The organism is Kitasatospora sp. NPDC057965 (assembly GCF_042887135.1).
Taxonomy (GTDB): Bacteria; Actinomycetota; Actinomycetes; order Streptomycetales; family Streptomycetaceae; genus Kitasatospora.
This window is the reverse complement of record NZ_JBHVPZ010000011.1, coordinates 1-24344: the sequence shown is the minus strand read 5'-3', so window position 1 is coordinate 24344 and position 24344 is coordinate 1. Positions and strand designations below refer to the sequence as shown.

The following is a 24344-nucleotide window of genomic DNA, read 5'->3' as shown; positions in this document are numbered from 1 at the left end:
AGACGGCGCAGGAGGAACGATGTCCGAACGGGAACCGGACCAGGCGAGGCAGGAAGAGTTCGCGGGTCGTGTGGTGCAGGTGCTCAATGACGCCTGCCTGGGGTTCATGGCCAGTGTCGGCCACCGGACCGGCCTCTTCGACACCATGGCGGGCCTGGCGCCCTCGACCGGTGAGGAGGTCGCCCGCGCCGCCGGGCTGGACGAACGGTACGTCCGCGAGTGGCTGGGCGCCATGGTGGTCGGAGGGTTCGTCGAGTACGACCCGGCGCGGCGCGGCTACTGGCTGCCGCCGGAGCACGCGGCGTCACTGACCCGGGCCGCCGGGCCGGACAACCTGGCCGGGATGATGCAGTTCCTGGCCCTGATGGGAGACGTCGAGGAACGGATCGTCGAGGCGTTCCGCACGGGTGGCGGGCTGCCGTACTCCGCCTACCCGCGGTTCCAGGCGCTGCAGGGCGAGGAGACCGCGGCGATCTACGACCTGGCGCTGGTCGATGTCATCGTGCCGCTGGTGCCGGGGCTCACCGAGCGGCTGCGGGAGGGCGTGGACGCGGTCGACATCGGTACCGGGCAGGGCCACGCCGTCAATGTGCTGGCCGAGGCCTTCCCGGCCAGCCGGTTCACCGGCGTGGACATCTCCGAGCAGGGCATCGGCGCGGCCAAGGCGGAGGCCGCCGCGCGGGGCCTGGACAACGCCCGCTTCGAGCTCGCCGACTCGGCCGAGCTGACCGGCTCCTACGACCTGGCCACCGCCTTCGACGTGATCCACGACCTGGCCCGGCCTGACCGCGCGCTGCGGGCCGTCGCGGCCGTGCTGCGGCCCGGCGGCGTCTTCCTCATGGGCGACATCGCGGCCAGCAGCCGGCTGGAGGAGAACATCGGGCACCCGCTCGCCCCGGCGCTCTACACCTTCTCGACCTTCTACTGCATGTCGGTCTCGCTCGGCGAGGGCGGTGCCGGGCTCGGCACCGTCTGGGGTGAGCAGACCGCCCGCCGGATGCTGGCCGAGGCGGGCTTCGGCTCGGTGGAGGTCGAGCGGATCGAGGGTGATCCGCTCAACCAGTACTACGTCGCCCGGCTGCCCACCGCGGCGTAGGCCCTGTCTCCCGGGTCGTCGCCGGGGTCCGGGTGGCCGTCGCGGGGGGTGCGGACGTAGGTTCGAAGAGTCCCCGCGTGAAGGGAGGGCGGCGATGACCGGCGACGGCTACGCACACCCCGAGGCGCTGGTCGGCACGGAGTGGCTGGCCCACCACCTGGACGACGGCACGCTCCGGGTCGTCGAGGTGGACGAGGACACCGGGGCCTACGAGCGCGGGCACCTGCCCGGCGCGATCGGCTGGAGCTGGACCACCGACCTGCACAGCCCGGTCGGCCGCGACTACGTCGACCGCGCGGGCGTCGAGCACCTGCTGCGCGCCGCCGGGGTCGAGGACGACACCACCGTCGTGCTGTACGGCGGCAACGACAACTGGTTCGCCGCCTACGGCTACTGGCTGCTGCGGCTGCGCGGCTTCGGCCCGGTGCGGCTGCTGGACGGCGGGCGCAAGAAGTGGGAGCTGGAGGGGCGCGAGCTGACCGAGGAGGTCATGGACTACCAGCACAGCACCTACCGGCTGGCCGGGCCGGAGCGCCCCGAGGTGCGGGCGCTGCGGGACGAGGTGCTGGCGAAGGCGGAGGTCTTCGCCAAGCCGGGCTCGGACGCGGTGCTGGTGGACGTCCGCTCGCCCGCCGAGTACCGGGGCGAGGCGCTGGCCCCGCCGCACCTGCCGCAGGAGCAGGCGCAGGTGCCCGGGCACATCCCCGGCGCGGTGAACATCCCCTGGTCGCGGGCGGCGAACGAGGACGGCACCTTCCGGTCGGCGGAGGAGCTGCGGGCGCTGTACGGCGGGGAGGGCGTCGAGCCGGAGCGCGAGGTGATCGCCTACTGCCGGATCGGCGAGCGCTCGGCGCACACCTGGTTCGCGCTGACCGAGCTGCTCGGGTACCCGCACGTGAAGAACTACGACGGCTCGTGGACCGAGTACGGCTCGCTGGTGCGCGCGCCGGTCGCGCTGGGTTCGCAGGGGGCCCGACCATACGGTGAATGAGTGATCGTCAGCAGTTCATGACATGTCGTCACGGGTGGGAGGCGGCGTGATGTCGGCCTGTGTCTTCTTATGAACATCTCATAATCCAGGCGTACCGCGAGGGCTGTTGGGACAAGGATCGATCCGACCCGCTGTCCCGCATACCCCGTGGAGGACCACTGTGCGCAAGAGGCTGATCGTCTCTGCCGCCGCCGGCGCGCTCGCCCTGCTCCTGTCCGTTCCCGCCTCCGCCGCCCAGGCCGGACCGGGCGCCGCGGGCATCGGTGACCCCTACTACCCGTCTGCCGGCAACGGCGGCTACGACGTCTCGCACTACGACATCCGGCTGAAGTACCAGCCCGCCACCGACGAGCTGGAGGGCACCACCACCATCCTGGCCACCGCCACCCAGGACCTCACCCGCTTCAACCTGGACTTCGTGCTCCAGGTCAAGGAGGTGCTGGTCAACGGGCGCACCGCCGCGTTCACCACCTCCGGAGAGCAGGAGCTGGTGGTCACCCCCGCCCGGACGATCGCCAAGGGCAGCCCGATCACCGTCGTCGTCCGCTACGCCGACAAGCCCGGTGAGGTCAAGCGCGGCGGCTACTCCTCCTGGCGCCGCACCCCCGACGGCGGCGTGGCCGCCCAGGAGCCCGAGAGCGCCGCCTGGTGGTACCCGAGCAACGACCACCCCACCGACAAGGCGACCTTCGACGTCTCGGTGCTGGTGCCGAACGGCACCCAGGTGGTCAGCAACGGCACCCTGAGCACCAGCCAGCGGCCCGGCTGGATCCGCTACAACTACCGGCAGGCCAAGCCGCAGGCCACCTACCTGGCCACCCTGGCGATCGGCAAGTTCGACATCCGCCAGGACACCACCCCGGGCGGGCTGCCCGTCATCACCGCCTACAGCCCCGACCTCGGTGCCAACGCCGGCGCGGCGCAGGCCAGCGTCGAGCGCACCGGCGAGCTGACCGACTGGCTGAGCACGATCTTCGGGGCCTACCCGTTCGACACGGTCGGCGGCTACGTGCCCAACGTCCCCACCGGGTACGCGCTGGAGACCCAGGGGCAGATCTTCTACAGCCCCGCGCAGTTCGCCCGCGGCGCCAACACCTCCGTGGTCGTCCACGAGCTGGCCCACCAGTGGTACGGCGACAGCGTCTCCGTGCAGCGCTGGAGCGACATCTGGCTCAACGAGGGCTTCGCCCGGTACTCCCAGTGGCTCTGGTCGGACCACGAGAACGAGGGCACCGCGCAGGAGCTGGCCGACTTCTTCTACGACTACTACCCGGCCAACGACCCGTTCTGGTCGATCAAGCCGGGCGACCCGGGCGCGGACAACCAGTTCGCCGGTGCCGTCTACGACCGGGGCGCGATCACCCTCCAGGCGCTGCGCAACACCATCGGCGACGACAAGTTCTTCACGATCCTCAAGGGCTGGCCGACCGAGCACAAGTACGGCAACGCCACCATCCAGCAGTTCCAGGCGTACGCCGAGCGGATCTCCGGCAAGCCGCTCGGCGAGCTCTTCAACACCTGGCTGTTCACCCCGGGCAGGCCGGCGGCGGGCACCAACGGCATCGGGGCCGCCCCGGCCGCGGCGAGCCTGGCGCCGGGCGTCACGACCGGCAAGCACCCGGAGCCGAAGTCCTGGAAGAAGATCCAGGAGACCAACAACGTGCACGAGCACAAGCGTTGACGATCGGCCGGAAGTGAGTGGCCGGGGCCCGGCCGTCCGGACGTGAGCGGACGGACGGGCCCCGGAACCCGTTTCAGGCCTGCAGGGAACGCTCTTCGGCGAGCACCAACTCCTCGATTCCGTAGAGGAATCGCTCCATCGCGGAGCGGGGGAGCACCGCCGGGTCGGCGGTCATGGCGAGCTGCAGGGCGGTGGGGGTGCGCAGGGCGTCCAGGGCGTAGGTGAGCCCGGGGCGCGGGTCGAAGTCGACGGGCCAGGAGAGCGTGGTGCGCCCGCCCTCGTCCCCGGTCGGCGCGGCCGGAGCGGCCTGCGCGGCCAGGCTGCTCGGGAGCAGGTCGCGGGTGTCGTTGAAGACGCAGGAGCGGTCGGCGAGCGGCACCTGCTCGGCGGTCAGGCGCTCGATCTCCGCGTCGAGCAGGCGCCGGTCGTGGTAGGCGTGCCGGTAGGCGGCGATCGAGGCGGCGTGGGTGCGGCGCACCGCGGCGCCGAAGCCGCTGTCGGCGCCCGCGCCCGCGTCGACGTCGGCATCGGTGAGATGGAGCAGGGCGTCGCCGGCGACCACACTGACGGCGTCGGTCAGTCCGGACAGGAAGCGGTTGTTGACCACGACCTGGAGCACCGCGTCCGAGCGGCCGGCCAGCCGGGCCGTCATCGCCGCCGCCGCCGCGACCAGGACGGCGGAGGAGCCGGTGCGGTGCGCCGCGGCGACGGTGTCGACCGCGCGCAGCAGCGCGGGCGAGCTGAGCACGGCGTTCGGGAACCGTTCGGCGGCTCCGGGCTCGGCGTCGGTTCCGGTCCCGGCGGTGGTCGGCGGGAAGAGCCGGGGCGGGGCGGTGCGCAGCTTGCGCAGGGTGTGCGCGCGGGCGTTGGCGTCACGCTTCAGACCGCGCTCGGATGTCTGGAACTCGGCTTCCTCCAGGGGCTGTTGGGGAGATCGGGCGGCCCGGATGGCGTCCGGTCCGGTGCCCGCGACGAGTTCGCTGAGGTCGCGGACCAGCAGGCCCATGCCGGTGCCGTCCACCGCGGTGTGGGACAGCACCAGCGAGATGTACCGTACCTGGCCGCCGGCGACCACCAGGCCGACCCGGATCGGCCACCCGGTCGTGCAGTCGAACGGCCGGCCGGCCAGCTGCGCGTGCAACTCGGCACCGGTGGCGCAGAGTTCGTCCGCTTCGGCATCCGCCGCGCAGTCGCGGACGTGCACCGTCAGCAGGCCGGCCGGATCGACGATCTGGCGCAGGCCGGTGCCGTCCGGCCCGGGCCGCAGCCGGGTGTGCAGGGAGTCGTGCAGGTGGAGCAGGTGCCCGAGGGCGTCCAGGACGGCCGGCAGCGGCGGGCCCGGGTCGAGCGGGGCGGCGGTGGTGATGTTGAAGCGGGGGCGGTCGGCGGGGGTGAGGCGGTTGACGATGTCCCAAATGGCCCGCTGGCCCCAGGTGGCGGGTCCGCTGCCGGAGCGGCCGTCGGCGAAGGGGATCTCCAGTTGTCGACTCGTAGTCACCGTGGTGGTTCTCCGATGTGCTGGTTCGGACGCGGCGGTTGGTGCGGGTGGGTGCGGTGGGAGCCGTCGTGCAGAGTCTGCTGCACCGCCCGGACAGCCGTCGAGACCCCGGGACGGCCGCCGGGCCCCCGGCCGGTCGGCGGGCTCAGCCGGCGCCGGGCGGGTGGAGGACGCCGGTCCGGGCGACCCGGGCGTACCAGTGGGCGCTGGACCTGGGGCTGCGGGCGAGGGTGCGGTAGTCGACGTGGACCAGGCCGAAACGCCTGCTGTAGCCGTACGCCCACTCGAAGTTGTCCAGCAGCGACCAGGCGAAGTAGCCGCGCACGTCGGCGCCGTCGACGACGGACCGGTGCACGGCCGCGAGGTGCGCGTGCAGGTAGGCGGTGCGCCGCGGGTCGTCGACGCTGCCCCGCGGGCCGGGCCCGTCGGGGTAGGCCGCGCCGTTCTCGGTGACCATGAGCGGCAGTTCGGGGTGGCTGCGGGCGAGCGCGGTGAGCAGCTCGTACAAACCGGACGGGTCGACCGCCCAGTCCATCGCGGTGCGCTCGCCCGGCGCCTGGTGGAAGCCGACCCGGTCGGCGCCCGGCCAGGGGGAGGCGCCGCCCGCGCCGTGGCCGTCCGCGCGGGCGGGTTCGGCGTCCTCGGGCGTGGCGGAGACCACGGTCGGCGTGTAGTAGTTCACGCCCAGCCAGTCCAGGCGCTGGTGGATCGCGGCCTGGTCCCCGGAGTGGACGAAGGACCAGTCGGTGAGGTGCGCGGTGTCCGCGAGCAGGTCCGCGGGGTAGCCGCCGTCCAGCATCGGGCCGAGGAAGACCCGGTTGCCGACCGCGTCGATCCGGCGCACCGCGTCCCGGTCGGCGGCGGACGGGGTGAGCGGGCGCAGCGCGTGCGCATTGAGCGCCACCGACACCTCGGCCCCGGCGGGCAGCACCGAGCGCAGGGCCGTCACGGCCAGGCCGTGGGCGAGGTTGAGGTGGTGGGCGGCGCGCAGGGCGGCCACCGGGTCCGTGCGGCCGGGGGCGTGCACGCCCGAGCCGTAGCCGAGGAAGGCGCTGCACCAGGGCTCGTTGAGGGTGGTCCACCGGGTGATCCGGTCGCCGAGTGCCTCGCCCGCCAGGGCCGCGTAGGCGGCGAAGTGCTCGGCGGTGCGGCGCTGCGGCCAGCCGCCGGCCTCCTCCAGTTCCTGCGGGAGGTCCCAGTGGTAGAGGGTGGCGACGGGGGTGATCCCGGCGGCGAGCAGTTCGTCGGCGAGGCGGCGGTAGAAGTCCAGGCCGCGCGGGTTGGCGGGGCCGCGGCCGGTGGGTTGGACGCGCGGCCAGGCGATCGAGAACCGGTAGGCGGTGAGGCCGAGTTCGGCCATCAGCCGGACGTCCTCGCGGAGCCGGTGGTAGTGATCGGCGGCCACGTCGCCGGTGTCGCCGCCGTGGACCTTGCCGGGCGTGCGGCAGAAGGTGTCCCAGATCGACGGGGTGCGGCCGTCCTCGGCGGTCGCACCCTCGATCTGGTAGGCGGAGGTGGCGGCGCCCCAGTGGAAGCCGGGCGGGAAGCGGAGCGCCGCGGTGTCGGGGGCGGGGTCCGGCAGGGGCATGGTGGTGTGCTCCGGAGGGGAGGGGGCGGAACGCCCGGCCGGGCGTCAAGGCAGCGGGGGAGTCCGAATTCGATTGGGTGGTTGATCTTCTCGTCCGGGTGATGTCGGTTCCGTCGCGTCGAGTGTGCGCCAAGAGTGGTGCGCCATGACCACTCCAGATGTGAACGTTTCCCCCAGGAAGACCCCGACCACCACCGCCGGTGACGGGGTGTCGGCCGCCCGGCCCTCGCGGCGCTCCGTCGTCACGATCACCGGCGCCTCGGTGCTCGCCGCCGGGCTCACCGCCGCCTCCGCCGCGCCCGCGACCGCGCTCGCCCCGGGCGCGGCGCCCGCCGTCGTGCCGTCCGTCGTGCCGGCGGGTACCGATGAGCAGGCCTACACGACGGTGGCCCGCGCGATCGCGGTCTACGACGAGCACGACCGGCCGCTCGTCCCGGGCTACCTGAAGATCGTCCGGGACGGCCTGCCGCCGGCCCGGGCGCGGGCGACCAAGCGCGTGCTGGTCGTCGGCGCCGGGCCGGCCGGGCTGCTCGCCGCCGACCTGCTCAACCGGGCCGGCCACGACGTCGTGGTGATCGAGGCCAACGGCAACCGGGTCGGCGGGCGGATCAAGACCTTCCGCAAGGGCGGCCACGAGGACGGCGAGCAGCCGTTCGCCGACCCCGGGCAGTACGCCGAGGGCGGGGCGATGCGGCTGCCCGAGAGCCACCCGCTGGTGATGGCGCTGCTCGACAAGTACGACCTTCCGCGCCAGGAGTTCCTGCTGGTGGACGTGGAGGTGGAGAAGCCGTCGGTGCGGGCCAACCGGGCCTGGATCCACGTCAACGGCCTGCACGTGCGCCGCGCCGACTACGAGGCGGACCCCAGGGAGGTCAACGCGAGCTTCGGGGTCACCGGCCCCGACCTCGCCCGGACCGCCGCCGCCATCTACGCCGTGGCGCTCGAACCCGCGCTCGCGCTCGTCCGCGGCAAGGAGGGCGCGGCGCTCGTCGAGGGCTGGGCCACCGTGCTGCGGCGCTACGGCCACTGGTCGATGTACCGGTACCTCACCGAGGAGGCGGGCCTGGACATCAGGACCGTCGACCTCGTCGGCACCATCCAGAACGTGACCTCGCGGCTGCACCTGTCCTTCGTGCACAGCTTCCTGTCCGCCGCGCTGATCGACCCGAGGACGAAGTTCTGGGAGATCAAGGGCGGCACCGCCCGGCTCGTCGACGCGCTCTACGCCGCCGTGAAGGGCAAGGTGCGGTTCGACCGGCGGGCGGTGCGCATCGACCGGAACGGCGGCAAGGTCCGGGTGCACACCGTCTCCGAGGACAGCCAGAGCGGCAGGGGCGGGGTCACCGAGGTCTTCGAGGGGGACGAGGCGATCATCACCGTCCCGTTCGCCGGGCTGCGGCACGTGGCCTTCGACCCGCCGCTCGGCTACGGCAAGCGGCGGGCGATCACCGAGCTGCACTACGACGCCGCGACCAAGGTGCTGCTGGAGTTCTCCCGCCGCTGGTGGGAGTTCACCGAGGAGCAGTGGAAGGAGTCGCTGGACGGCATCGAGGCCGGGCTCTACGAGCGCTACCGGTCGGGCCGGGTCGAAGACGGCCGCTACCTGGGCGCGCACGTCTCGGTGCGGCAGCTCGGGGTGAGCGTCCCGGAGGAGCTCAGGACGTGCTTCGCGGACTTCCGCCCCGTCGGGGGCGACCCGGAGGCCGCGCACCTGCGCGGTGGCGGCTCGGTGAGCGACAACGCCAACCGGTTCGTCTACTTCGAGCACGCCCACCCGCTGGAGGGCAGCGAGGGCGGCGTGGTGCTCGCCACGTACAGCTGGTCCGACGACGCGCTCAAGTGGGACGCGTACGCCGACGAGGAGCGTTACCTGCGGGCGCTCGCGGGGGTGCAGGCGATCTTCGGCCGGCGCTGCGAGGTCTTCTTCACCACCAAGTGCAGGACGCAGTCGTGGGTGCGCGACCACTACGCCTACGGCGAGGCGTCGGTGCTGCTGCCCGGCCAGCACACGGAGCTGTTCCCGGACATCCCGGGCTCCGAGGGGCCGCTGCACTTCGCGGGGGACCACACCTCCACCAAGCCGGCCTGGGTCGAGGGCGCGCTCGAATCGGCCGTCCGGACGGCGCTGCTGGTCCACCAGGGCTGACCCCGGCGGCTCGTCGGGGCGGGGCGGTCCCCGCGGTGTGCGGGGACCGCCCCGGGTGGTCGGCCGCCGGACGGGCCGGCTGGGGCCGGCTGGGGCCGGCTGGGGCCGGCGGTCAGCGGCGGGTCGCGGTGACGAGGTGGTAGTCGAGCAGGCCGTCGCGCCAGGCGCCGAGGAAGTTGCGGGTCCAGTGGCCGTGCGGGACGGTGCCCTCCAGGTAGCGGTCCAGCCCCGGCCACACGTCCGCCCCGATGGACTCGGTGGCGACGTCGGTGAATCCGGCGGCGGCGAGGTCGGCGGTGAAGGTGTCGAGCGGGTGCGCGACGTCCAGGCCGTTGGCGAAGCTGCCGAGCAGGATGCTCAACCGCTCGGCGACGTCCGGCCCCTCGGCGCTGAAGAAGGTGGTGACCACCAGCCGCCCGCCCGGCCGCAGCACCCGGGCCGCCTCGCGGGCGAAGCCGGTCAGCTCGCGGAAGTGCTGGGCGGCCTCGACCGAGTACACGCCGTCCAGTGAGGCGTTCGCGAAGGGCTGGTCCTCCGCCGAGCCCAGCGCGTAGCCCAGCCGGTCCGGGAAGGTGGCCAGCGCCTTGGCGTTGACGGCGCGGGCGCGTTCGATCTGGTCCGGGTGGATGTCGACGCCCGTCACCGCGGCGAAGCGGAACTCGCAGAGCGCGAGCGCCGCGCCCAGCCCGCGCCCGCAGCCGACCTCGGCCAGCCGCAGCGACTCCCTCGGCTCCGGGAAGGCGCGCAGCACCCGTCGGTAGAGGTCCTCCTGGCTGCGGACGCGGTCCTCGGGAGTGGGCACGGTGGTGCGGATGCCGCTCCAGTCACCGAAGTTGATGTATCCGCCGGCAAAACCGGCGGTCCGTGACAGGTCGTCGGCGCCGTACGTCTGGCGTACCGGTCCGGGGATGCGGTCCTGGCTCATGGCTCGCTCGGGCTCCTCGTATGTAGTGGCGGCGGCCGGTGGGCGGCGGCGTCGGACGGGAGGGCCGGTGCTCCGGGTCTCCCGCGGGCGGCGCGCGCCGCAGTACGTACCCAAACACGCGCAGGGCGGAACTACCCGAAGGGAGTGGTTTCGTGGGACAACACGCAGGCCAATCGTCCTGTGTGTCATACGAGATGATGAGCTTGCTTGCTGTCGTCGCACTTGTCCTCGCGCCGGCTCCGTCGCCTCCGAACCCTACCGTTCGACCGGGGCGGAGGGGTGGACCGGCAAGGGGGCGCGCGGTACCGGTCCGGCGGGCGGAAAAGATCAGCGGGCCGGCCGCCCGACCTGCGAGACTGGCCGCCGGATCATCGGCACACCAGCGGAAGCGAGCGGCGTCATGGGCGTGGACACGGGGGACGGGCGGGTCGCCCCGCCGCTGACCGGTGGTGAGCGGGAGACGCTACGGGCGTTCCTGGACTTCCACCGGGCCACGCTGGCGAAGAAGTGCGCCGGCCTGACGGACGAACAGCTGCGGCTGCGGTCGAGCCCGCCGTCGGCCCTGACCCTGCTCGGCCTGGTCCGCCACATGGCGGAGGTCGAGCGGACGTGGTTCCGACGGGTGATCGACGGGGAGGACGTCCCGCTGGTCTGGTCCCCGGAGGGCGACTACCAGGCCGCCTACGACACGACCGGGGCCGACCGGGCCGAGGCGTTCGCGGCCTGGGAGGCGGAGGTGGAGCACGCCCGGCGGATCGAGCTGGCGGCGGATTCGCTGGACGTCACCGGCTACCAGCCGCGCTGGGGAGCGGAGGTCTCGCTGCGGCTGGTGATGCTGCACCTGATCCACGAGTACGCGCGGCACAACGGCCACGCCGACTTCCTGCGTGAGGCGATCGACGGCGAGGTCGGCCCGTAGGGGGTGTACCGAGCGGTGGCCGGACCACGCCGCACCGGGAAGGACCGGTCGTTGATGCTCCTATGGGCTGTCAAGCGGTGGTACAGCACGGACAAGGCTGCCAGGGGGCCGGGCCCGGAGGCCTCCTGAACGGTCGACCCCGGCGGGGGCGCCACCGGCCCGAGTGACGGTTGTGTCGACGGTCCGTCATGGTACGTGAGGAGAAGCTTAGTTCGGGACAACCGGTGCTCACCAGGAAAGGTGTGGACCAATCCAGACATTCCCTATGCTCTCACCCTGATCGACTGATCGGAACGCGGTGGGGAGCGGCAGTGCGCATCAATCTGCTCGGACGGTTCGAGCTCCAGGACGACCACGGCAGGGCCCTGCCGAAGCCCGGCCCCAAGCGGCGCGCACTGCTCGCCGCACTCGCCCTGGACCTCGGCCGGACCGTCCCCGCCGAGCGGCTGACCGGCCTGCTCTGGGACGGCGCCCCGCCGGCCAACGCCCGCTCCGCGCTCCAGGGCCACGTCACCGGCGTGCGCCGACTGCTCATGGCCGCCGCCGACGGCGCACCCCCGGCCGGCTCCATAGCCGAGGACCCGGACGGGCTCCACCTCGTCACCCGTGGCGCCGGCTACGCGCTGCTCGGCCACCCCGACGCCGTCGACGTCCACCGCTTCGAGCGGCTGTGCGCCGCCGCCCAGGGTGAGCCGGCCGTCGACGCCGGGGGTCTGCTGCGCACCGCCCTCGCGCTCTGGCGCGGACCCGCCCTCGACGGGTGCGGCTCCGGCCGGCTCGCCGCCGAGGCCGGGCCACGGCTGACCGCCGCCCGGTGGCGGGCCGTCGAACGGCTCGCGGTCGAAGCGCTCGCGAGGCGGGGGGAGGAGGGCGGGCTGATGCCGGACGCGGTGGACGAGTTGAAGGCGCTGGTCGCCGCCGAGCCGTGGCGCGGGAGCGCCGCCGCCCTCCTCGCCCGCTGCCTCGAACGGGCGCGAGCGAGCGGCGAACGTCCATCCGGTACCTTCGAGTTCACCGGGTGCTCCGGTGAACTCGCCCGCCTGGACGCGGCCGCCGCCACCGCCGACGGTCGCCCGCTGCTGCTCACCGGCCCCGCCGGCGTCGGCAAGACCGGCCTCGCCCGCGCCTGGGCGGAGCGCCGCGCCGACCGCTTCCCCGACGGCCGCCACACCGTCGACCTCCGCGGCGAGGACGGGGCCGCCGCCGTCACCCCCGCCGCGGCCCTGGCGGTGCTGCTGCGCGACCTCGGCGCGGACGAGGGCGAACTCCCGGACGGCACCGCCGAACGCGCCGCCCTGCTCGGCAGGTTGACCTCCGGTCGCCGTCTGCTGCTCCTGCTCGACGACGCCGGCTCCGCCGAGCAGGTCGAACCGCTGCTGCCCGGCCACCCCGAGGTGCTGGTCCTGGTCACCGGCCGCGCCGACCGGCTCACCGCCGACCTGGTCGCCCGGCAGGGTGCCGTCCCGCTGCCGCTCGGCGCGCCGGCCCCCACCGAGGCGGTCCGCCTGCTCGCGGCGGTGGCCGGCGCCGGCCGGGGCATCGCGGGCCGGGTCGTCGACCGGGAACCGGAGGCCGCCGCGCGACTGGTCGCGCTCTGCGATCAACTGCCCCTCGCGGTGGGTCTGATGGGCGCGCGGCTCGCGACCGCCGGTGGGAGCGTCGCCGCGCTGGCGGAGGAGCTGGCCGGGGTCCGCGCGGCGGGCTGCGACGGGGTGGCGGCGGCCGTGGAGGTCGGGTGGCGGGCCCTTCCGACGGAGGCCGGTCGGGTCCTCACGCTGACCGGGCTGTGTCCTGGGGCGGTCCTCGACGCCCACGATGTCGCCGCGCTCGGCGGGGTCCCGGTGCCCCGGGCGCGCGAGCTGCTCGCGGCCCTCGTCTCCGCGCGGCTCGTCGAGCGGAGCGGGCCCGGACGGTTCGACCGGCCGGGCCCGGTGCGCCGGTACGCGGCCGAACTCGCCGCCGCCCTCCCGGCCGGCGAACGGGCCGCCGCGTTGGGCCGGTTGCTCGGCCGATGGGCGGAGACCGCCGAGGCCGCCGCCGACGCGACGGCCTGGTTCCGCCGTGCGCGGCCCGCCCTGGCGGCCCTGGCCGACGCCGGTGCCGCGCACGCCCTCGACGCGGAGGTGTGGCGGCTCGCCCACGCCTGCGGGCCCCTGCACTACCTCGACGGCGCCCACCTGGACGAGTGGGAGCAACTGGCCCGGGACGGCCTGGCCGCGGCCGAACGCCTCGGGGACCGGGCCGCCCGGCTCCGGCTGCGGACCGACCTGGGCCTCGCCCTGGTCTCCCGGAAGCGCTTCACCGAGGCCGCCACCGTCGCCGCCCGGGCCGTCGCGGAGGCGGAGGGCGTCCACGAGACCGCCGTCCGCGACCAGTGCCTCACCGCGCTCGCCGGCACCCTCGCCGCGTCCGGCCGGGGCTATGAGGCCATCGCCGTGCTGGAACGCGTCGTCGCCTCCTGCGAGGCCCGCGGCGAGGACGCCCCGTCGACCGCCCGCGCCCTGGACCGTCTCGCCCACTGCCTGCACCGGGTGGGCGAGGCCGAGCGCGGCCTCGCCCACACCGACCGCGCCCTCGCCCTCGTCCGCGACCACCCCGACGACCCGCTGCAGGGCACCCTCCGCTTCAGCCGGGCCGAGGCCCTGCGCGTCCTCGGCCGCACGGAGGAGGCGCTCACGGCGTCCCGCGCGGCACTCGCCGCCGCCGGGCGGCACGGTGACACCCGGCTCACCCTGCTCACCCTCGACTTCAACGGCGCCCTCCTCGCCGAACTCGGCCGCCCCGAGGAAGCCGCCCACTGCTGGCGCCGCGCCCTCGCCCTGCACACCGCCGAGGGCCGCCCCGACCCGGCCCTGGAACGCCGCCTCGCCGCCCTGGAGGACTGAGGGGAGCGTGGCCGGTGGGTGGTTGACGACCCGGGGGTGGAGCGGGCTGTGGTCGGCGGCGCGTCGCCCTCCGGCTCGGGCGGCGCCGCGCGGGTCGGGGGAGCGGGGGGCCGACGGGCGGGGCGTGGCGAGGCCGGGGGAACGGCGTGTGGCCGGTGAGGGCCACCCTGCCTTGGCCGGGAGCGGTGCGGATGGGCGGTGCGCGGTGCGCGGCGGGTCGCGTCCGGGCCGGCGACCGGGGCTGTCCCACGCGGGCCGGGGAGTGGGGTCCGTACGGTGGCCCCGGTCCGGGGGCGGACCGGGGCCGGTTCGGTGCGGGGTGTCAGCGGCGGCGGGGGGTGGTGAGGAGGGTGAGGGCGAGGGTGAGGATGGCGAGGCCGGACCAGGAGGCGGTGGGGAGGCGTTCGTTGAGGGCGGCGACGCCCAGGACGGCGGCGACCGCGGGTTCGGCCAGGGTGAGGGCGGTGGCGGTCTGGGCGGAGGTGTGGCGCAGGCCGCGGCCGAAGAGGCGGTAGGCGAGGAATGTGGTGACCACGCCCAGGTGCAGCACCACGAGGGCGCCGCGCGGTGTGGTCAGCCAGCCGGCGGCGTCGCCGATCAGCGGCACCGGCAGGACCAGCACGGCCGCCGCGCCGAACATCGACCCCATCACCCCGGCGGACGGGTGGCCGTGGGCGATGAGCCGGCCGCCGACCAGGGAGTAGACCGCGTAGGAGAGCCCGGCGAGGGCGGCCAGCAGGACGCCGGGGAGGTCCATCGCGGTGCCGGCGCCGCCGAGTTGCGGGCCGAGCACCAGCAGGGTGCAGCCGAGGACGGCGGTCGACGTGGCGCAGGCCCAGCGGGCGGTGGGCCGGGGGCCGCCGGTGAGCCAGGCCAGCAGGCCGGTGAAGACCGGTGCGCTGCCGAGGGCGATGACCGTGGCCACCGCCACCCCCGTGCGGGCCACGGCGGGGTAGAAGGTGACCGGGTACCCGGCCACCGCGAGCGCGCCCAGGAGCAGCAGCCGCCGTTCGCGGGGCGTGCACGTCCTGGGCAGGGAACGGGCGGTGCGGTCGGAGAGGAGGAGCAGCAGCCCGCCGAGGGCCAGTCCGGCGCAGCCGATGGCGGCCGCCGGGGCGGCGGCGGGGGCGAGCGAGCCGGCCGTGCCGGTGGTGCCCCAGAGCACGGCGGCGGCGAGGACGGGCAGCGGACCGGCGAGGGCGCCGGGGCGCCGGGCCGTCGGGGGCAGGGGCGCGGAGACGGGTGTGGGGGTGCGGGTCGGCACAGTCGTGGACTTCCGTTGTCGAATTCCTGGACGCGGGTTCGGAACGGGCGCACGGCACGGACCCCCGGCGCCCTGGTGGGCCGGCCGGGGCCGTGGGATCGGTCTTGCCGGTGTGTGCGCCCGGTCAGGCGGACAGCGGTGGCAGCACGACGTGCCAGTACGAGGTCATGCGCTGATGCTAGCGCCCGCCTCCGTCGGCCCGGCCCGGGGCCGGTCCCGCGGCGGGTGGTGAACGCCGGGCGGGGCGGCAGCCGTACTCGTCAGCGTGACGGTGATGACCACGGGACGTGGTGCTGGCAGGCTGGCCGCCATGGCGGAAGCGGTGGGCGAGGCGGGGGTCCGGGAGCTGGTCGCGGGGTGGCTCGCGGCCGAGCGGCCCGGCGAGGACGGGCGGGCCGGCGGTGACCGGGCCGGCGGCGGGTGGGCGGTGCCCCCGGCCGACGGCGCGGTGGTCGTCGCGGCGGCCCGCCGGCTCGCCGTGGACGGCCTGGGGCGGCGCGGGCCTCGGACGCCGGTGCCGGACGGGCTGCGGGCCATCGCCGAGGCACTGGTGGTCGACGAGCATCCCTCGGCGGCGCGGTGGACGCCGCTGGAGCGGGCGCAGGCGGTGGAGTGGGTGGCGCTGCTGCTGCACCGCGTCGGGGAGGACGGCGTGACGGCGTTGACGGCCGAGCTGCTGCGGGAAACCGGGCCGGGGGACTCCGGATCGGGGGACTGCGGATCGGGCGACTCCGGGGTGGGGGACCCGGAACCCGAACCCGGGCGGTCCTCAGCCCGCTAACGTCGCCAGGCGTTCGTCCAGCTCGCGGACGACGGTGGTGTCGCCGAGCCGCCCGTACAGGCCGCGCGCCGAGCGCAGGGTGCCGACGGCCTCCGGGCCGCGGCCGGCCGCCAGCAGGAAGTCGGCGAAGTGGCGTTCGGCCACCGCGTGCAGATGGACGGCGCCGGCGAGCCGGCAGCGTTCCAGCGTCTGCCGCCAGGCCGTCTCCGCCTCCGCGGGCCGGCCGAGCAGTTGGAGGGCGTGCGCCTCGTTGATCATCGCGGAGAGGTGGAAGACGGCCATCGGGTGCTCGGCGAGCAGCGCGCGGGCCTCCTGGGCGCGCCGCAGCGCACGCTCCGGCTCGCCCGCGAGGCCGTAGAGACCGGCGGTGTTGCTGAGCGCGTAGGGGGCGTGCTCGGCATGGCCGTGCGCCTCCGCGAGGGCGATGGCCTGCTCGCCCAGCCGGACCGCCTCGGCCGGCCGCCCGCCGGCCGCCGTGGTCACGGCGAGCACGGTGAGGGCCTGCACCCGGACGGTGTCCTCGCTCCCGGAGGTGCGGTCGACGGCGCGGCGGGCCAGCCGGTGGGCCTCCGCCGTCCGGCCCCGGCCGCTCAGCGCGCGGGCCGTCACGGCCTCCATCGCGGCGACGGCCGCCGGGTCGCCGGTGCGGCCGGCCGCGTCGAGCCCGGTCCGCAGGCAGGCCAGCCGGTCGGCGGGGCGGCCGACGCTGTAGTAGAGGCCGTCGGCGCGGTAGGCGAGCTGCCAGGCGCGCTCGGCGTCGCCGTCCTCGGCGGCGGCGGCGACCAGGCCGCGGACGGCGGGCTCCTCGGCCTGGAACCAGTCCAGGGTCGAGCGCACGGAGGGGAACCGCGGCCGCCCGGCGCGCCCGGTCCGGGGCGCGGGGACGGACCCGGTGCCGGGGACGGCCCCGGCGCCAGGGGCGGGCTGGAGCAGGGCGGCGCCGTGGACCACCGTCGTGAGGTAGTGGTCGGCCAGGGCCGCGGTGGCGGCGGTGCGCTCCGTCGCGGGCCGTGCGTCGAGGAGTTCGGAGCCGTACAGCCGGATCAGGTCGCAACGGCGGTAGCGGCCGGGGGAGATCTCGGTGAGCAGGTGGTGCGCGGCGAGGGTGGCGAGCGCGCCGCCCGCCTCGGCGGGGCCGGCGCCGAGCAGCGCGGCGGCCGCCGGGACGTCCGTCTCGGTGCCCGGGTGGACGGCGAGCAGGGCGAGCAGCTGGGCGGCCGCGTGCGGCATGTGGCGGACCGTCAGATCGAGGGCGGCCCGCAGGCTGGTGCTTCCCCGGGTGTCCAGGGCGTCCAGCCTGGTCCGCTCGTCGGCGAGTTCGGGGACCAGGTCGGCGATCGCCCAGCCGGGACGGGTCGCCAGCCGGGCGGCGGCGATCCGCAGGGTGAGCGGCAGCCGCCCGCAGAGCTCCGCCAGCCGGTCGGCGGCCCTGGGTTCGGCGGCCACCCGGGGGCGGCCGAGCAGGTGCTCCAGCAGACGGCGGGCGTCCTCGGCGGGCAGCGGGCCGAGGCGCAGCGGGGCGGCGCCCTCGGTGGCCACCAGGTCCTCCAGGCTGCTGCGGCTGGTGATCACGGCGGCGCCGTGCGGGCCGGAGGGCAGCAGCTCGGTGAGGTTCCGGGCGTCGCGGACGTTGTCCAGCACCACCAGCAGGCGGCGCTCGCGGGTGAGCGACCGGTAGAGCGCGGCGCGGGCCGCCCGCTCGGCGGGCAGCTCGGCCTCCAGTACCCCGAGGGCGCGGAGGAACCGGCCGAGCACGGCGACCGGTTCGGCCGGCCGGCCGGGGCCGAAGCCATTGAGGTCGGCGAAGAGCCGTCCGTCCGGGAAGGCGGCGGACGCGTCGTGCGCCCACCGGACGGCGGTGGCGGTCTTCCCGGTGCCGGGCGGGCCGACCAGGACGGCGAGGCCTCCGGGGCCTCCGTCGCTGCTACCATTGCGCAACCGCTCGCCCAGCCACTGGAGTTCGCCGGATCGGCCGACGAATCCGGCGGTCGGGCGCGGGAGTTGGTCGGGGCCCGGGGTCGGAGCCGTCGACCGCGTGTGCCCCGGCCGGACCGCGAACACGGCGTCGGGTCGCGTGAGTTGCCGGGATTCGGCGGCGGCGCCCCGCGCGGTGGCCGGGTGCGGGGCGGGCTTGCAGCTCGGGAACGGCGTCGGCGCGGCGCGCCGCGGGCGAACGGCGGCGGGTGCTGCGGGCGCTGCGGACGCGGTGCCGGCTGCCCCGTCTCCGGTGCTCCCGCCGGGCCGGGGGAGCCCGATGATGCGGGTGGGGGCCGCGCCGGTGGCGCCGGTCGCGCCGGTCGGGCGTCGCGCCGGCTCGTCGGCGAGGAGCCCGGACACCGCCGACCGCAGGGCGACGCCCGGGCCGACGCCCAGGTCGGCGGCGAGCCGGCGGCGGGTCCGGTGGTAGGCGTTCAGCGCGTCCCAGGGGCGCCCGGCCTGGTTCAGACAGAGCACCAGCAGGGCGGCGAGCGCCTCGTTCCAGGGGTCGGACTCCAGTGCCCGGTCGAGGTCGGACACCGCGTCCGCGCCGAGGCCGAGCCGCAGCAGCCGGTCGGCCCAGGCCTGCTGCGCGAGCGCCCGGTCCTTGCGGAGACGGTCGGCGAGCGCGTCCCGCAGGTCGGTCTCGGGCAGGTCGGCCAGGGCGTCGGGACCGTGCCACAGGTCGAGCGCCCGGCGCAGCAGGCCGGCCGCCGCCCGGTCGCCGTCCGGGGCGCTCTCCGCCGCGGCACGGGCCGTCAGCCGCTCGAACAGCGACGTGTCGACCGCGTCCGCCGGGCCGTCCAGCCGGTATCCCGGGGGGCGGGTCGACAGAACGAGTTCGGAGCCGGCGATCAGCTTCCGCAGGGCCGCGATGTGGCCCTGCAGCGCCGCGCGGGCCCGGGCCGGAGGCTCGTCCCCCCAGAGCAGTTCGAAGAACCGCCCGACCGGAACGGTGCGGCCGAGTTCGAGCGCCAGCAGGGCCAGCGCGGCGCGCCGCTTGGCGGCGGCGGGCTCGACGGACCGGCCGTCGGCGGTCCGGAGTTCCACCGGGCCCAGCAGTCGGACGAACACGGATTCTCCCTGGTGAGCGTGGGTGGATGTGGGCCCCCACCCGATGCGGGGCGCAGTCTAACCACGCCGGTCGTACGGTTTGTGACGGTTGGTGTGCGGCGCGGGGAAGGCGGGGAACCGCCGGTCCGCGCGGGCGACGGGCCCGGTCCGCCGCCACGGCGGTGGTGGGCGGGCGCGGCCCCGTCGTCTGCCATGGACAGACCAGGGGTGCCGTCCGGTTGCGGTGCGGGCGGCGGCGGCACGGTCGGGCAGGCGTGTTCCGGGTGCAAACCAGAACGGTTGCCGGGCCGGGCGCCGACCGGCCGCGCCGCCGGGCGCGGTGCCAGCGACCTGTGGTGCGCCGGGTCCGGCCATGGCCCGTGGTGCGCCGGGGCGGTCGCGGGGCCGGGCGGGCCGCCGCGCGACGGGGCGGCGGGTGCGCCCGGTGGTGCGGGAGGTGTGCGCGATCGGGAGCGCTGCGCTGCCCGAACAGACATGGGCGCGGAACCGGCGGGGCGCGGGGTCGGGGCGCGGGCGCCGTGCGCGGAGGCCGCGTGCGCCCCCGGCGGGAACCGCCCGCCACCAATGGTCAACGGCTCCGCCGCCGGTGCCGGTTCACCGGCCGTCGGGTTCCGGCGGACACGGCGGGCACCGGGGCGGGAACCCGTGAACCCGGCCGTCCGGACGCCCCGTCGACCAGGATGCGGGGCCGTGTCGGTTCCGCGTGCTTCGACCGCCGGGAAGGGCGATCATGCTGCGAATGAACGGGCCGCTGCGGATCACGGTCCTCGACAAGGACGCCTACTACGAGCAGCGCGCGGTGGTTCGGACCCCGTACGGCACCTACGTGCTGGAGGGGCGGATCGGAGCCTCGCTGGACGTGCGGGCGGACGAGTGGGAGCTGGAGTTGCAGCACTGCGTCCCCGGCGTCGGCTGGCGGCCCAACGTCCGGGTGCTGCCGTTCCCGTGGCAGACCTCGTCGGGCGGCCTGCGCAGCCGGATCGTGCGCAGCAAGGACTGCGACTGGCCGAACGGCGACCCCACCGAACGCAACTTCATCCTGCGGCTGTCCGCGACGGTGGCCGAGCGCCCGGTCCCGGCGCCGTCCCCGGTGGAGGGCGTGGGCCCGGCCACGCGCGGAGGGACGCGGACCAGTTCGGGGGCGGTGGGCGGCCTGGCGGTGGGCGGCGGCGAGGTCCCCGCCGCGCCGGGGACCTCGCCGCGGGGGGAGGCCACGAGGGCTCCGGCGCTGCGCGGGGTGGCCGGGAACCCCCAGCCCCAGGCGGCCCGCCTGCCGATGGGCCGGGTGCGGCCGGCGACACCCGTCGCCCCGACGGCCCCGCCCGCGACGGCGGCCTCCGGCGACTGGGGCCGTTGGGTCGGCCAAGCAGACCCGCACGCGGGCGACCGTGGTCAGAGCAAGCGGTAGCAGAGCTCCAGAAGGCGTATCGCGGCATTGGCGAACTCGTCGACCGTGGCAGTGGGAAGTTCCATGACGGCGAAGTCCTGGATCTTGCTCCGCACACTCGCCGGCACGTCGAGGCGCTCCGCCACCGCGTAGAGGCTCAAGCGCATGGCCTCGATCTCCGACGTGGGGTCTTCGGGCCACAGCGCCCGCACGATCAGGACGATCCTTCCGATCAGATCGGTCAGGGTGAACCAGTCGAACTCGTCGCCGACCGAGCACCCGCGGAGCGCATCGGTGACGCCGTCGACCGCCGCGGCGAACGCGAAGACCGCCGCCACGAACTCTTCCCCGGGGGGTGCTGCGGCCACATCCTCGGCGCGAGCGCTGATCGCGTCGAGAGGCTCCTGGGGGATTCCTGCGCGCTCCAACGCCGCCAGGAACCCGGACAGCGCCTCCGAGGGGTGGGACCGGGCGATCGGCGGGATCATGTCGAACTTCGTCCCGGCACTGCTGCCGATCTTGAAGTAGAGGTACCGCCTGGCCCGGTCGACCGGCGCGGTCGACGGAGTGTTGCCGGCCGTCAGGTTGATCTGGAGGCTTCCGTCCCCGACCTGAAGTCCGGACGTTTCCCGGGCGTCGATCCGTGGGGGGCGACCGTCACGGCTGTCCATGTGTCTGCCGCCCTCAGTTGAATGTGATGGTCTGGGTGGAGTGGTCGCCGACCTGCACACCCTTGGCGCCGCGCGCATCCACCTGGTACCTGCCTCCTGGGCGGACCAGTGTCAGGAGGGCTGCGGCTGTCGCGAGCAGCTCCTGGTCCCGGTCGGCGCCGGATGCGGTCAGCTGCTCACGCAGCCACGCTTCCCTGGTATCCGGGTCCACGTGTTCGGCGTCCAGTATCTCCTCGGCATGCGCGGGCAGCCGACGGCGCACCGTCTCGCGGAGCGCGGAGTACGCATCCCGAACGGCACTGCCCGCCGTGTCGGTCAGCCCCGCCGATGCCCCGGCGGCCAGCGCCGCCATCACCAGTTCCACCCCGGCCATCAGACCCCCCTATTGCGGTTCCGACTCCAGTGTTCCATGGCAGTCCGCACTCAGGAAGCAATTTGACGGCAAGTCAGGCACCGGGGGGCCGGGTTGCGGAACGGTCACGGAGAGGCGCCGCACGGGCGTAGCGGCGGGATGGGGTGGGGCGGAGGCGGTGCGCCCGGATCCCGGGTGAAGGTGTGGTCGGCGGCTCGGGGCGGGGGAGCGGCGCGGTGCCGTCCGAGAGCGCTGTTGGCCTGTCCGTCCCTCAGGCGACGCCGGGCGCGCCGAGGGCGACGCCCGGGGTGAGGTGGAAGCGGTCGGGGGAGTCGGCCCGGGGGCGTTCGGCCGGGGGCATGGCGGCGCGGCGCTCCAGCCAGGCGCGCAGCCGGGTGAGGGCGTTGCGGTTGCGCTCGGAGGGGTCGCCGCCCGATTCGCGCAGCAGGACGCAGGCCGGGCGGTCGCCGTCGGACGGGACCACGCCGACGACGGTGAACGCCGTGCCCGGCGGGAAGACCGCCTGTGCCGGGCCGTCGGCGGAGTCGAACACGGAGGTGCGCCGGCCGGTGGCCGACCAGACGAGGAACTCCACGCAGGAGCCGGGGAGTTCGGAGCCCGGTGCGGTCAGGCCGGAGAGCGGGGCGGGCTCGCGGAACTGCCGGCCGGTCGGGTAGTGGGCGAGGACGGAGTCCGGATCGGGACCGGCGGCGGCACCGAGCAGCACGGCACCGTGGTGGCTCGGCAGGCGGCGCAGACCGGCGCCGAGGCAGCGCAGGAACGGCCGCAGCGCCGGGTCGCCGGAACGCGCGGCGGCCACCAGGGCGGCGCGGGTCGTCGGCACGCCGCTGTCGGTGTGGTGGAGCAGGACGGCGGCCAGGTCGGGCTTGAAGTCGTCCTGGGAGGTGGACCGAAGGCCGGGGAGCCGGGTGGCGAGCTGTTCGAGGCGGCCGGTGCAGCGGTGGTAGTGGTCGCCGAGCAGCGTGCGGACGGCGTCGCGCTCGGCGGCGCTGGTCGCGGTCACCGGTGCCGGGCAGTCGTCGAGGCCGAAGTGGCGGGCCGCCGTCGGGCCGGGGGAGGGTTCGGGCCTCCCGGCGTCCGGTGACTCCTCGGCCGGGCCGACCGCCGACTCGGGTGCGGGTGCCGGCTCCTCCGCCGCGGAGGGCCGGGAAGGCGGGGGCGGCGGGGACGGTGACGCGGGCGGGGAGGGCGCTTCCCGGTCGGGTTCGGCGGGCGGCTCGACCGGGGGGACCTCGGGGGTGCGGAACGGAACGGCCGCGCGGCCGCCGCCGGGAGCGGCGCCGGCAACGGCGGTGCTGCCGGGGGCGGGCGAGGGGGTGCTCGACTCGCCGGCGGTGACCACTGCCCGGCGGGACGGCGCGGTGGCCCCGGCGGAGCTGCCGGTGGCGGGGGCGGCGGTGGCCCGCACGGGTGTGGGCGGCGGGACGGGCAGCGGCTCCGGCACCGCGGGCACCTGGTGGCGCGCCGTCGGTTCGGCCTCCGTGACGGCCTGCGGGACCGTCGGCACCCGGTGCGGGGCGGGGAGTTCGGCTCGCACCGGGGCCTGCACCCCGGGCCGCACCGGTGCCCTCACCTCGGCCTGCGCCTCGGCGCGCACCTCGGCGCGAGCCGCCGTCGCCGGGCGCGGTGCGGCCGTCGGGCGCCCGATGCCGTACGACACCGGTGCCACGGCGGGCGGGCCGTTCAACGGCTGTTCGGCGCCGAGCCACTCCAGCTCGTGCATCCGGGCGACGAACCGGCCGACGCGTTCGGCGGTGGGTTCCAGCAGCCCGTGGACCAGCAGGCCGAACCCCTCGGCGCCGGCGGCCGGGAGCCGGTCCAGGAGGGTGCCGAGCTCCTCGAAGGCGTCGGCCGGCACCGGGCGGTCGCGCTCCCCGACGATCAGCAGCGGGCGGGCCGCCTCGGGGCGCCGGAAGCGCGGGGTGAGCACGTGCGGGGGTTCGGGGCGCAGCCAGAGCCCGGCGGGGACGGCCTCCAGGGCCCAGTACGGGAAGGCCCGGAACACCGCGGGCCCGTCGGTGCGCCAGTCGGCGCCGCCGTTGCGCCAGGCGGCGGGAGTGGCGGGGGCGCCGGGCGAGGTGGCCAGGCGCAGCAGGAACGGCTCCCAGCCGGCCCGGCCGTCGCGGTCCAGGACCCGCGAGGTGGGGCCGCCGGGGCCGAGGACGGGCAGCCCGATCGCGGCCTGCACCGGCCGGGCCGTGCGGGCGGCCAGTGCGCCGGTGAGCGCGGCGAGTTGGTCGGGGGCCGCCCACGGGGCGCTGACCAGCGGGCGGTCGGTGCCGAGCGGCAGGGCGAGCACGGCCTCGGCGAAGTCCTCGGGCAGCAGGACCGGCCGGGCCGGGGTGCCGATGATCACCACCGCGTTGCCGGGCGGGGCGGCGGCCAGCCGGAGGTCGGGCAGCGGGGCGGTGGACGGGTCTGCCGGGTCGGTGAGCCAGAAGCCGGCGGGTAGCCGCAGGACGCGTACGGCGTCGGCCCGGCCGCCGACGACCGGTGCGCCGGCGGAGGGCGATCCGGGGCCGGGTCCGGGCACGGGCGCGGTGACGGGTGCGGTGACGGACGCGGCGGCGCCGATCGTGTCGTTGAGCCGGCGGGGCGCCTGGCCCGGTTCGCAGCGCCACCAGGAGGACGCCTCGACCGCGCCCGCCGGGTCGGTGACCTTGAGGTTGCCGCCCGGGGTGATCTCCACCAGGCCGTCCGGCGCGACCACGGGCACCCCGGCGCGCTCGGCGACGACCTCGGCCGGCCGCCGTCCGTTGGGTGCGAGCGCGGCCAGCCCGGAGGCGGCCAGCACCAGGTGGGCGGCGCCCCGGGCGCGGGCGATCACACCGAGGTCGGCCATCCGGTCGCGCAGGACCTTGGCCGAGTCGGGCGCGGCGGCGACCACCACCACGGCGTCCGGCACGGGCCGCAGGGCGCCGATCGCCGCCGTCAGATCGCCCTCGCGGGCGGTGGACGGGGCGATCACGAAGTGCGGGCCGACCGCGCGGAGCACCGACGAGCCCGGCGCCGCCGCCGCGCCCGCCGCCGGTGCGGGCGCCGGGGCCGGGGACGGCCCGGTGGCCGGCAGCGCGGCGCGGACCGGCTC

The 24344-nt window shown here is 76.0% G+C and carries 16 protein-coding genes; 8 read left to right on the top strand and 8 right to left on the bottom strand.

Annotated features, from left to right (window positions below; translation table 11 throughout):
- Positions 1–19: 19 nt before the first annotated feature.
- The 3 genes from ACFVVU_RS16005 (at position 20) to ACFVVU_RS15995 (ending at position 3768) form a co-directional block, all read left to right on the top strand.
- Positions 20–1096 carry a class I SAM-dependent methyltransferase gene (locus ACFVVU_RS16005; protein WP_387790377.1) on the top strand — a complete coding sequence of 359 codons (1077 nt, stop codon included), beginning with the start codon at positions 20–22 and terminating at the stop codon, positions 1094–1096.
- Positions 1097–1190: 94 nt separating this feature from the next.
- Positions 1191–2087 carry a sulfurtransferase gene (locus ACFVVU_RS16000; RefSeq protein WP_387790375.1) on the top strand — a complete coding sequence of 299 codons (897 nt, stop codon included), beginning with the start codon at positions 1191–1193 and terminating at the stop codon, positions 2085–2087.
- Between the two features lie 160 nt (positions 2088–2247).
- Entirely contained in the window at positions 2248–3768 is a 1521-nt protein-coding gene (locus tag ACFVVU_RS15995; RefSeq protein ID WP_387790373.1) for a M1 family metallopeptidase, read from the top strand.
- A gap of 73 nt (positions 3769–3841) precedes the next feature.
- Here ACFVVU_RS15995 and ACFVVU_RS15990 read toward each other — a convergent pair whose 3' ends face one another.
- Together ACFVVU_RS15990 and ACFVVU_RS15985 are read right to left on the bottom strand one after the other, a co-directional pair.
- A complete protein-coding gene (locus tag ACFVVU_RS15990) occupies positions 3842–5266 on the bottom strand; it encodes a condensation domain-containing protein (protein ID WP_387790371.1) in 1425 nt (474 codons plus the stop codon).
- Positions 5267–5411: 145 nt separating this feature from the next.
- A complete protein-coding gene (locus ACFVVU_RS15985) occupies positions 5412–6854 on the bottom strand; it encodes a GH1 family beta-glucosidase (RefSeq protein ID WP_387790369.1) in 1443 nt (480 codons plus the stop codon).
- Between the two features lie 145 nt (positions 6855–6999).
- On the opposite strand from ACFVVU_RS15985, the gene ACFVVU_RS15980 reads away from it, so the two are divergent.
- The gene (locus tag ACFVVU_RS15980) at positions 7000–9000 is read left to right on the top strand and encodes a flavin monoamine oxidase family protein (RefSeq protein WP_380688485.1); all 2001 of its coding nucleotides are present in this window, start codon (positions 7000–7002) and stop codon (positions 8998–9000) included.
- A 112-nt stretch (positions 9001–9112) separates the two neighbouring features.
- Here the strand turns inward: ACFVVU_RS15980 and ACFVVU_RS15975 are convergent, their stop codons facing one another.
- On the bottom strand, positions 9113–9925 hold the full coding sequence (locus ACFVVU_RS15975; RefSeq protein ID WP_380689040.1) for a class I SAM-dependent methyltransferase: 813 nt from the start codon (positions 9923–9925) through the stop codon (positions 9113–9115).
- 400 nt (positions 9926–10325) lie between these two features.
- On the opposite strand from ACFVVU_RS15975, the gene ACFVVU_RS15970 reads away from it, so the two are divergent.
- On the top strand, positions 10326–10844 hold the full coding sequence (locus ACFVVU_RS15970; RefSeq protein WP_387790367.1) for a DinB family protein: 519 nt from the start codon (positions 10326–10328) through the stop codon (positions 10842–10844).
- 311 nt (positions 10845–11155) lie between these two features.
- On the top strand, positions 11156–13729 hold the full coding sequence (locus ACFVVU_RS15965; protein WP_387790366.1) for a BTAD domain-containing putative transcriptional regulator: 2574 nt from the start codon (positions 11156–11158) through the stop codon (positions 13727–13729).
- Between the two features lie 322 nt (positions 13730–14051).
- On the opposite strand, the gene ACFVVU_RS15960 is transcribed toward ACFVVU_RS15965, so the two are convergent.
- Positions 14052–14993 (bottom strand): DMT family transporter, encoded by a 942-nt coding sequence (locus ACFVVU_RS15960; RefSeq protein WP_387790365.1) that lies wholly within the window; start codon positions 14991–14993, stop codon positions 14052–14054.
- Between the two features lie 274 nt (positions 14994–15267).
- Here ACFVVU_RS15960 and ACFVVU_RS15955 point away from each other — a divergent pair, with 274 nt between their 5' ends.
- Entirely contained in the window at positions 15268–15774 is a 507-nt protein-coding gene (locus tag ACFVVU_RS15955) for a hypothetical protein (protein ID WP_387790363.1), read from the top strand.
- Here the strand turns inward: ACFVVU_RS15955 and ACFVVU_RS15950 are convergent.
- A complete protein-coding gene (locus ACFVVU_RS15950; protein ID WP_387790361.1) occupies positions 15763–18825 on the bottom strand; it encodes a BTAD domain-containing putative transcriptional regulator in 3063 nt (1020 codons plus the stop codon). The two genes, ACFVVU_RS15955 and ACFVVU_RS15950, sit on opposite strands and share 12 nt — an antisense overlap.
- A gap of 730 nt (positions 18826–19555) precedes the next feature.
- Between ACFVVU_RS15950 and ACFVVU_RS15945 the strand changes: the two genes are divergently transcribed.
- Positions 19556–20233 (top strand): hypothetical protein, encoded by a 678-nt coding sequence (locus ACFVVU_RS15945; protein WP_387790359.1) that lies wholly within the window; start codon positions 19556–19558, stop codon positions 20231–20233.
- On the opposite strand, the gene ACFVVU_RS15940 is transcribed toward ACFVVU_RS15945, so the two are convergent.
- From ACFVVU_RS15940 to ACFVVU_RS15930, 3 genes are all read right to left on the bottom strand, one after another.
- A complete protein-coding gene (locus ACFVVU_RS15940; RefSeq protein WP_387790357.1) occupies positions 20218–20883 on the bottom strand; it encodes a hypothetical protein in 666 nt (221 codons plus the stop codon). The two genes, ACFVVU_RS15945 and ACFVVU_RS15940, sit on opposite strands and share 16 nt — an antisense overlap.
- 13 nt (positions 20884–20896) lie before the next feature.
- Positions 20897–21256 carry a hypothetical protein gene (locus ACFVVU_RS15935; protein ID WP_387790356.1) on the bottom strand — a complete coding sequence of 120 codons (360 nt, stop codon included), beginning with the start codon at positions 21254–21256 and terminating at the stop codon, positions 20897–20899.
- A gap of 250 nt (positions 21257–21506) precedes the next feature.
- Positions 21507–24344: hypothetical protein (locus tag ACFVVU_RS15930; RefSeq protein WP_387790354.1), on the bottom strand; the 2838-nt coding region annotated here is incomplete at its 5' end.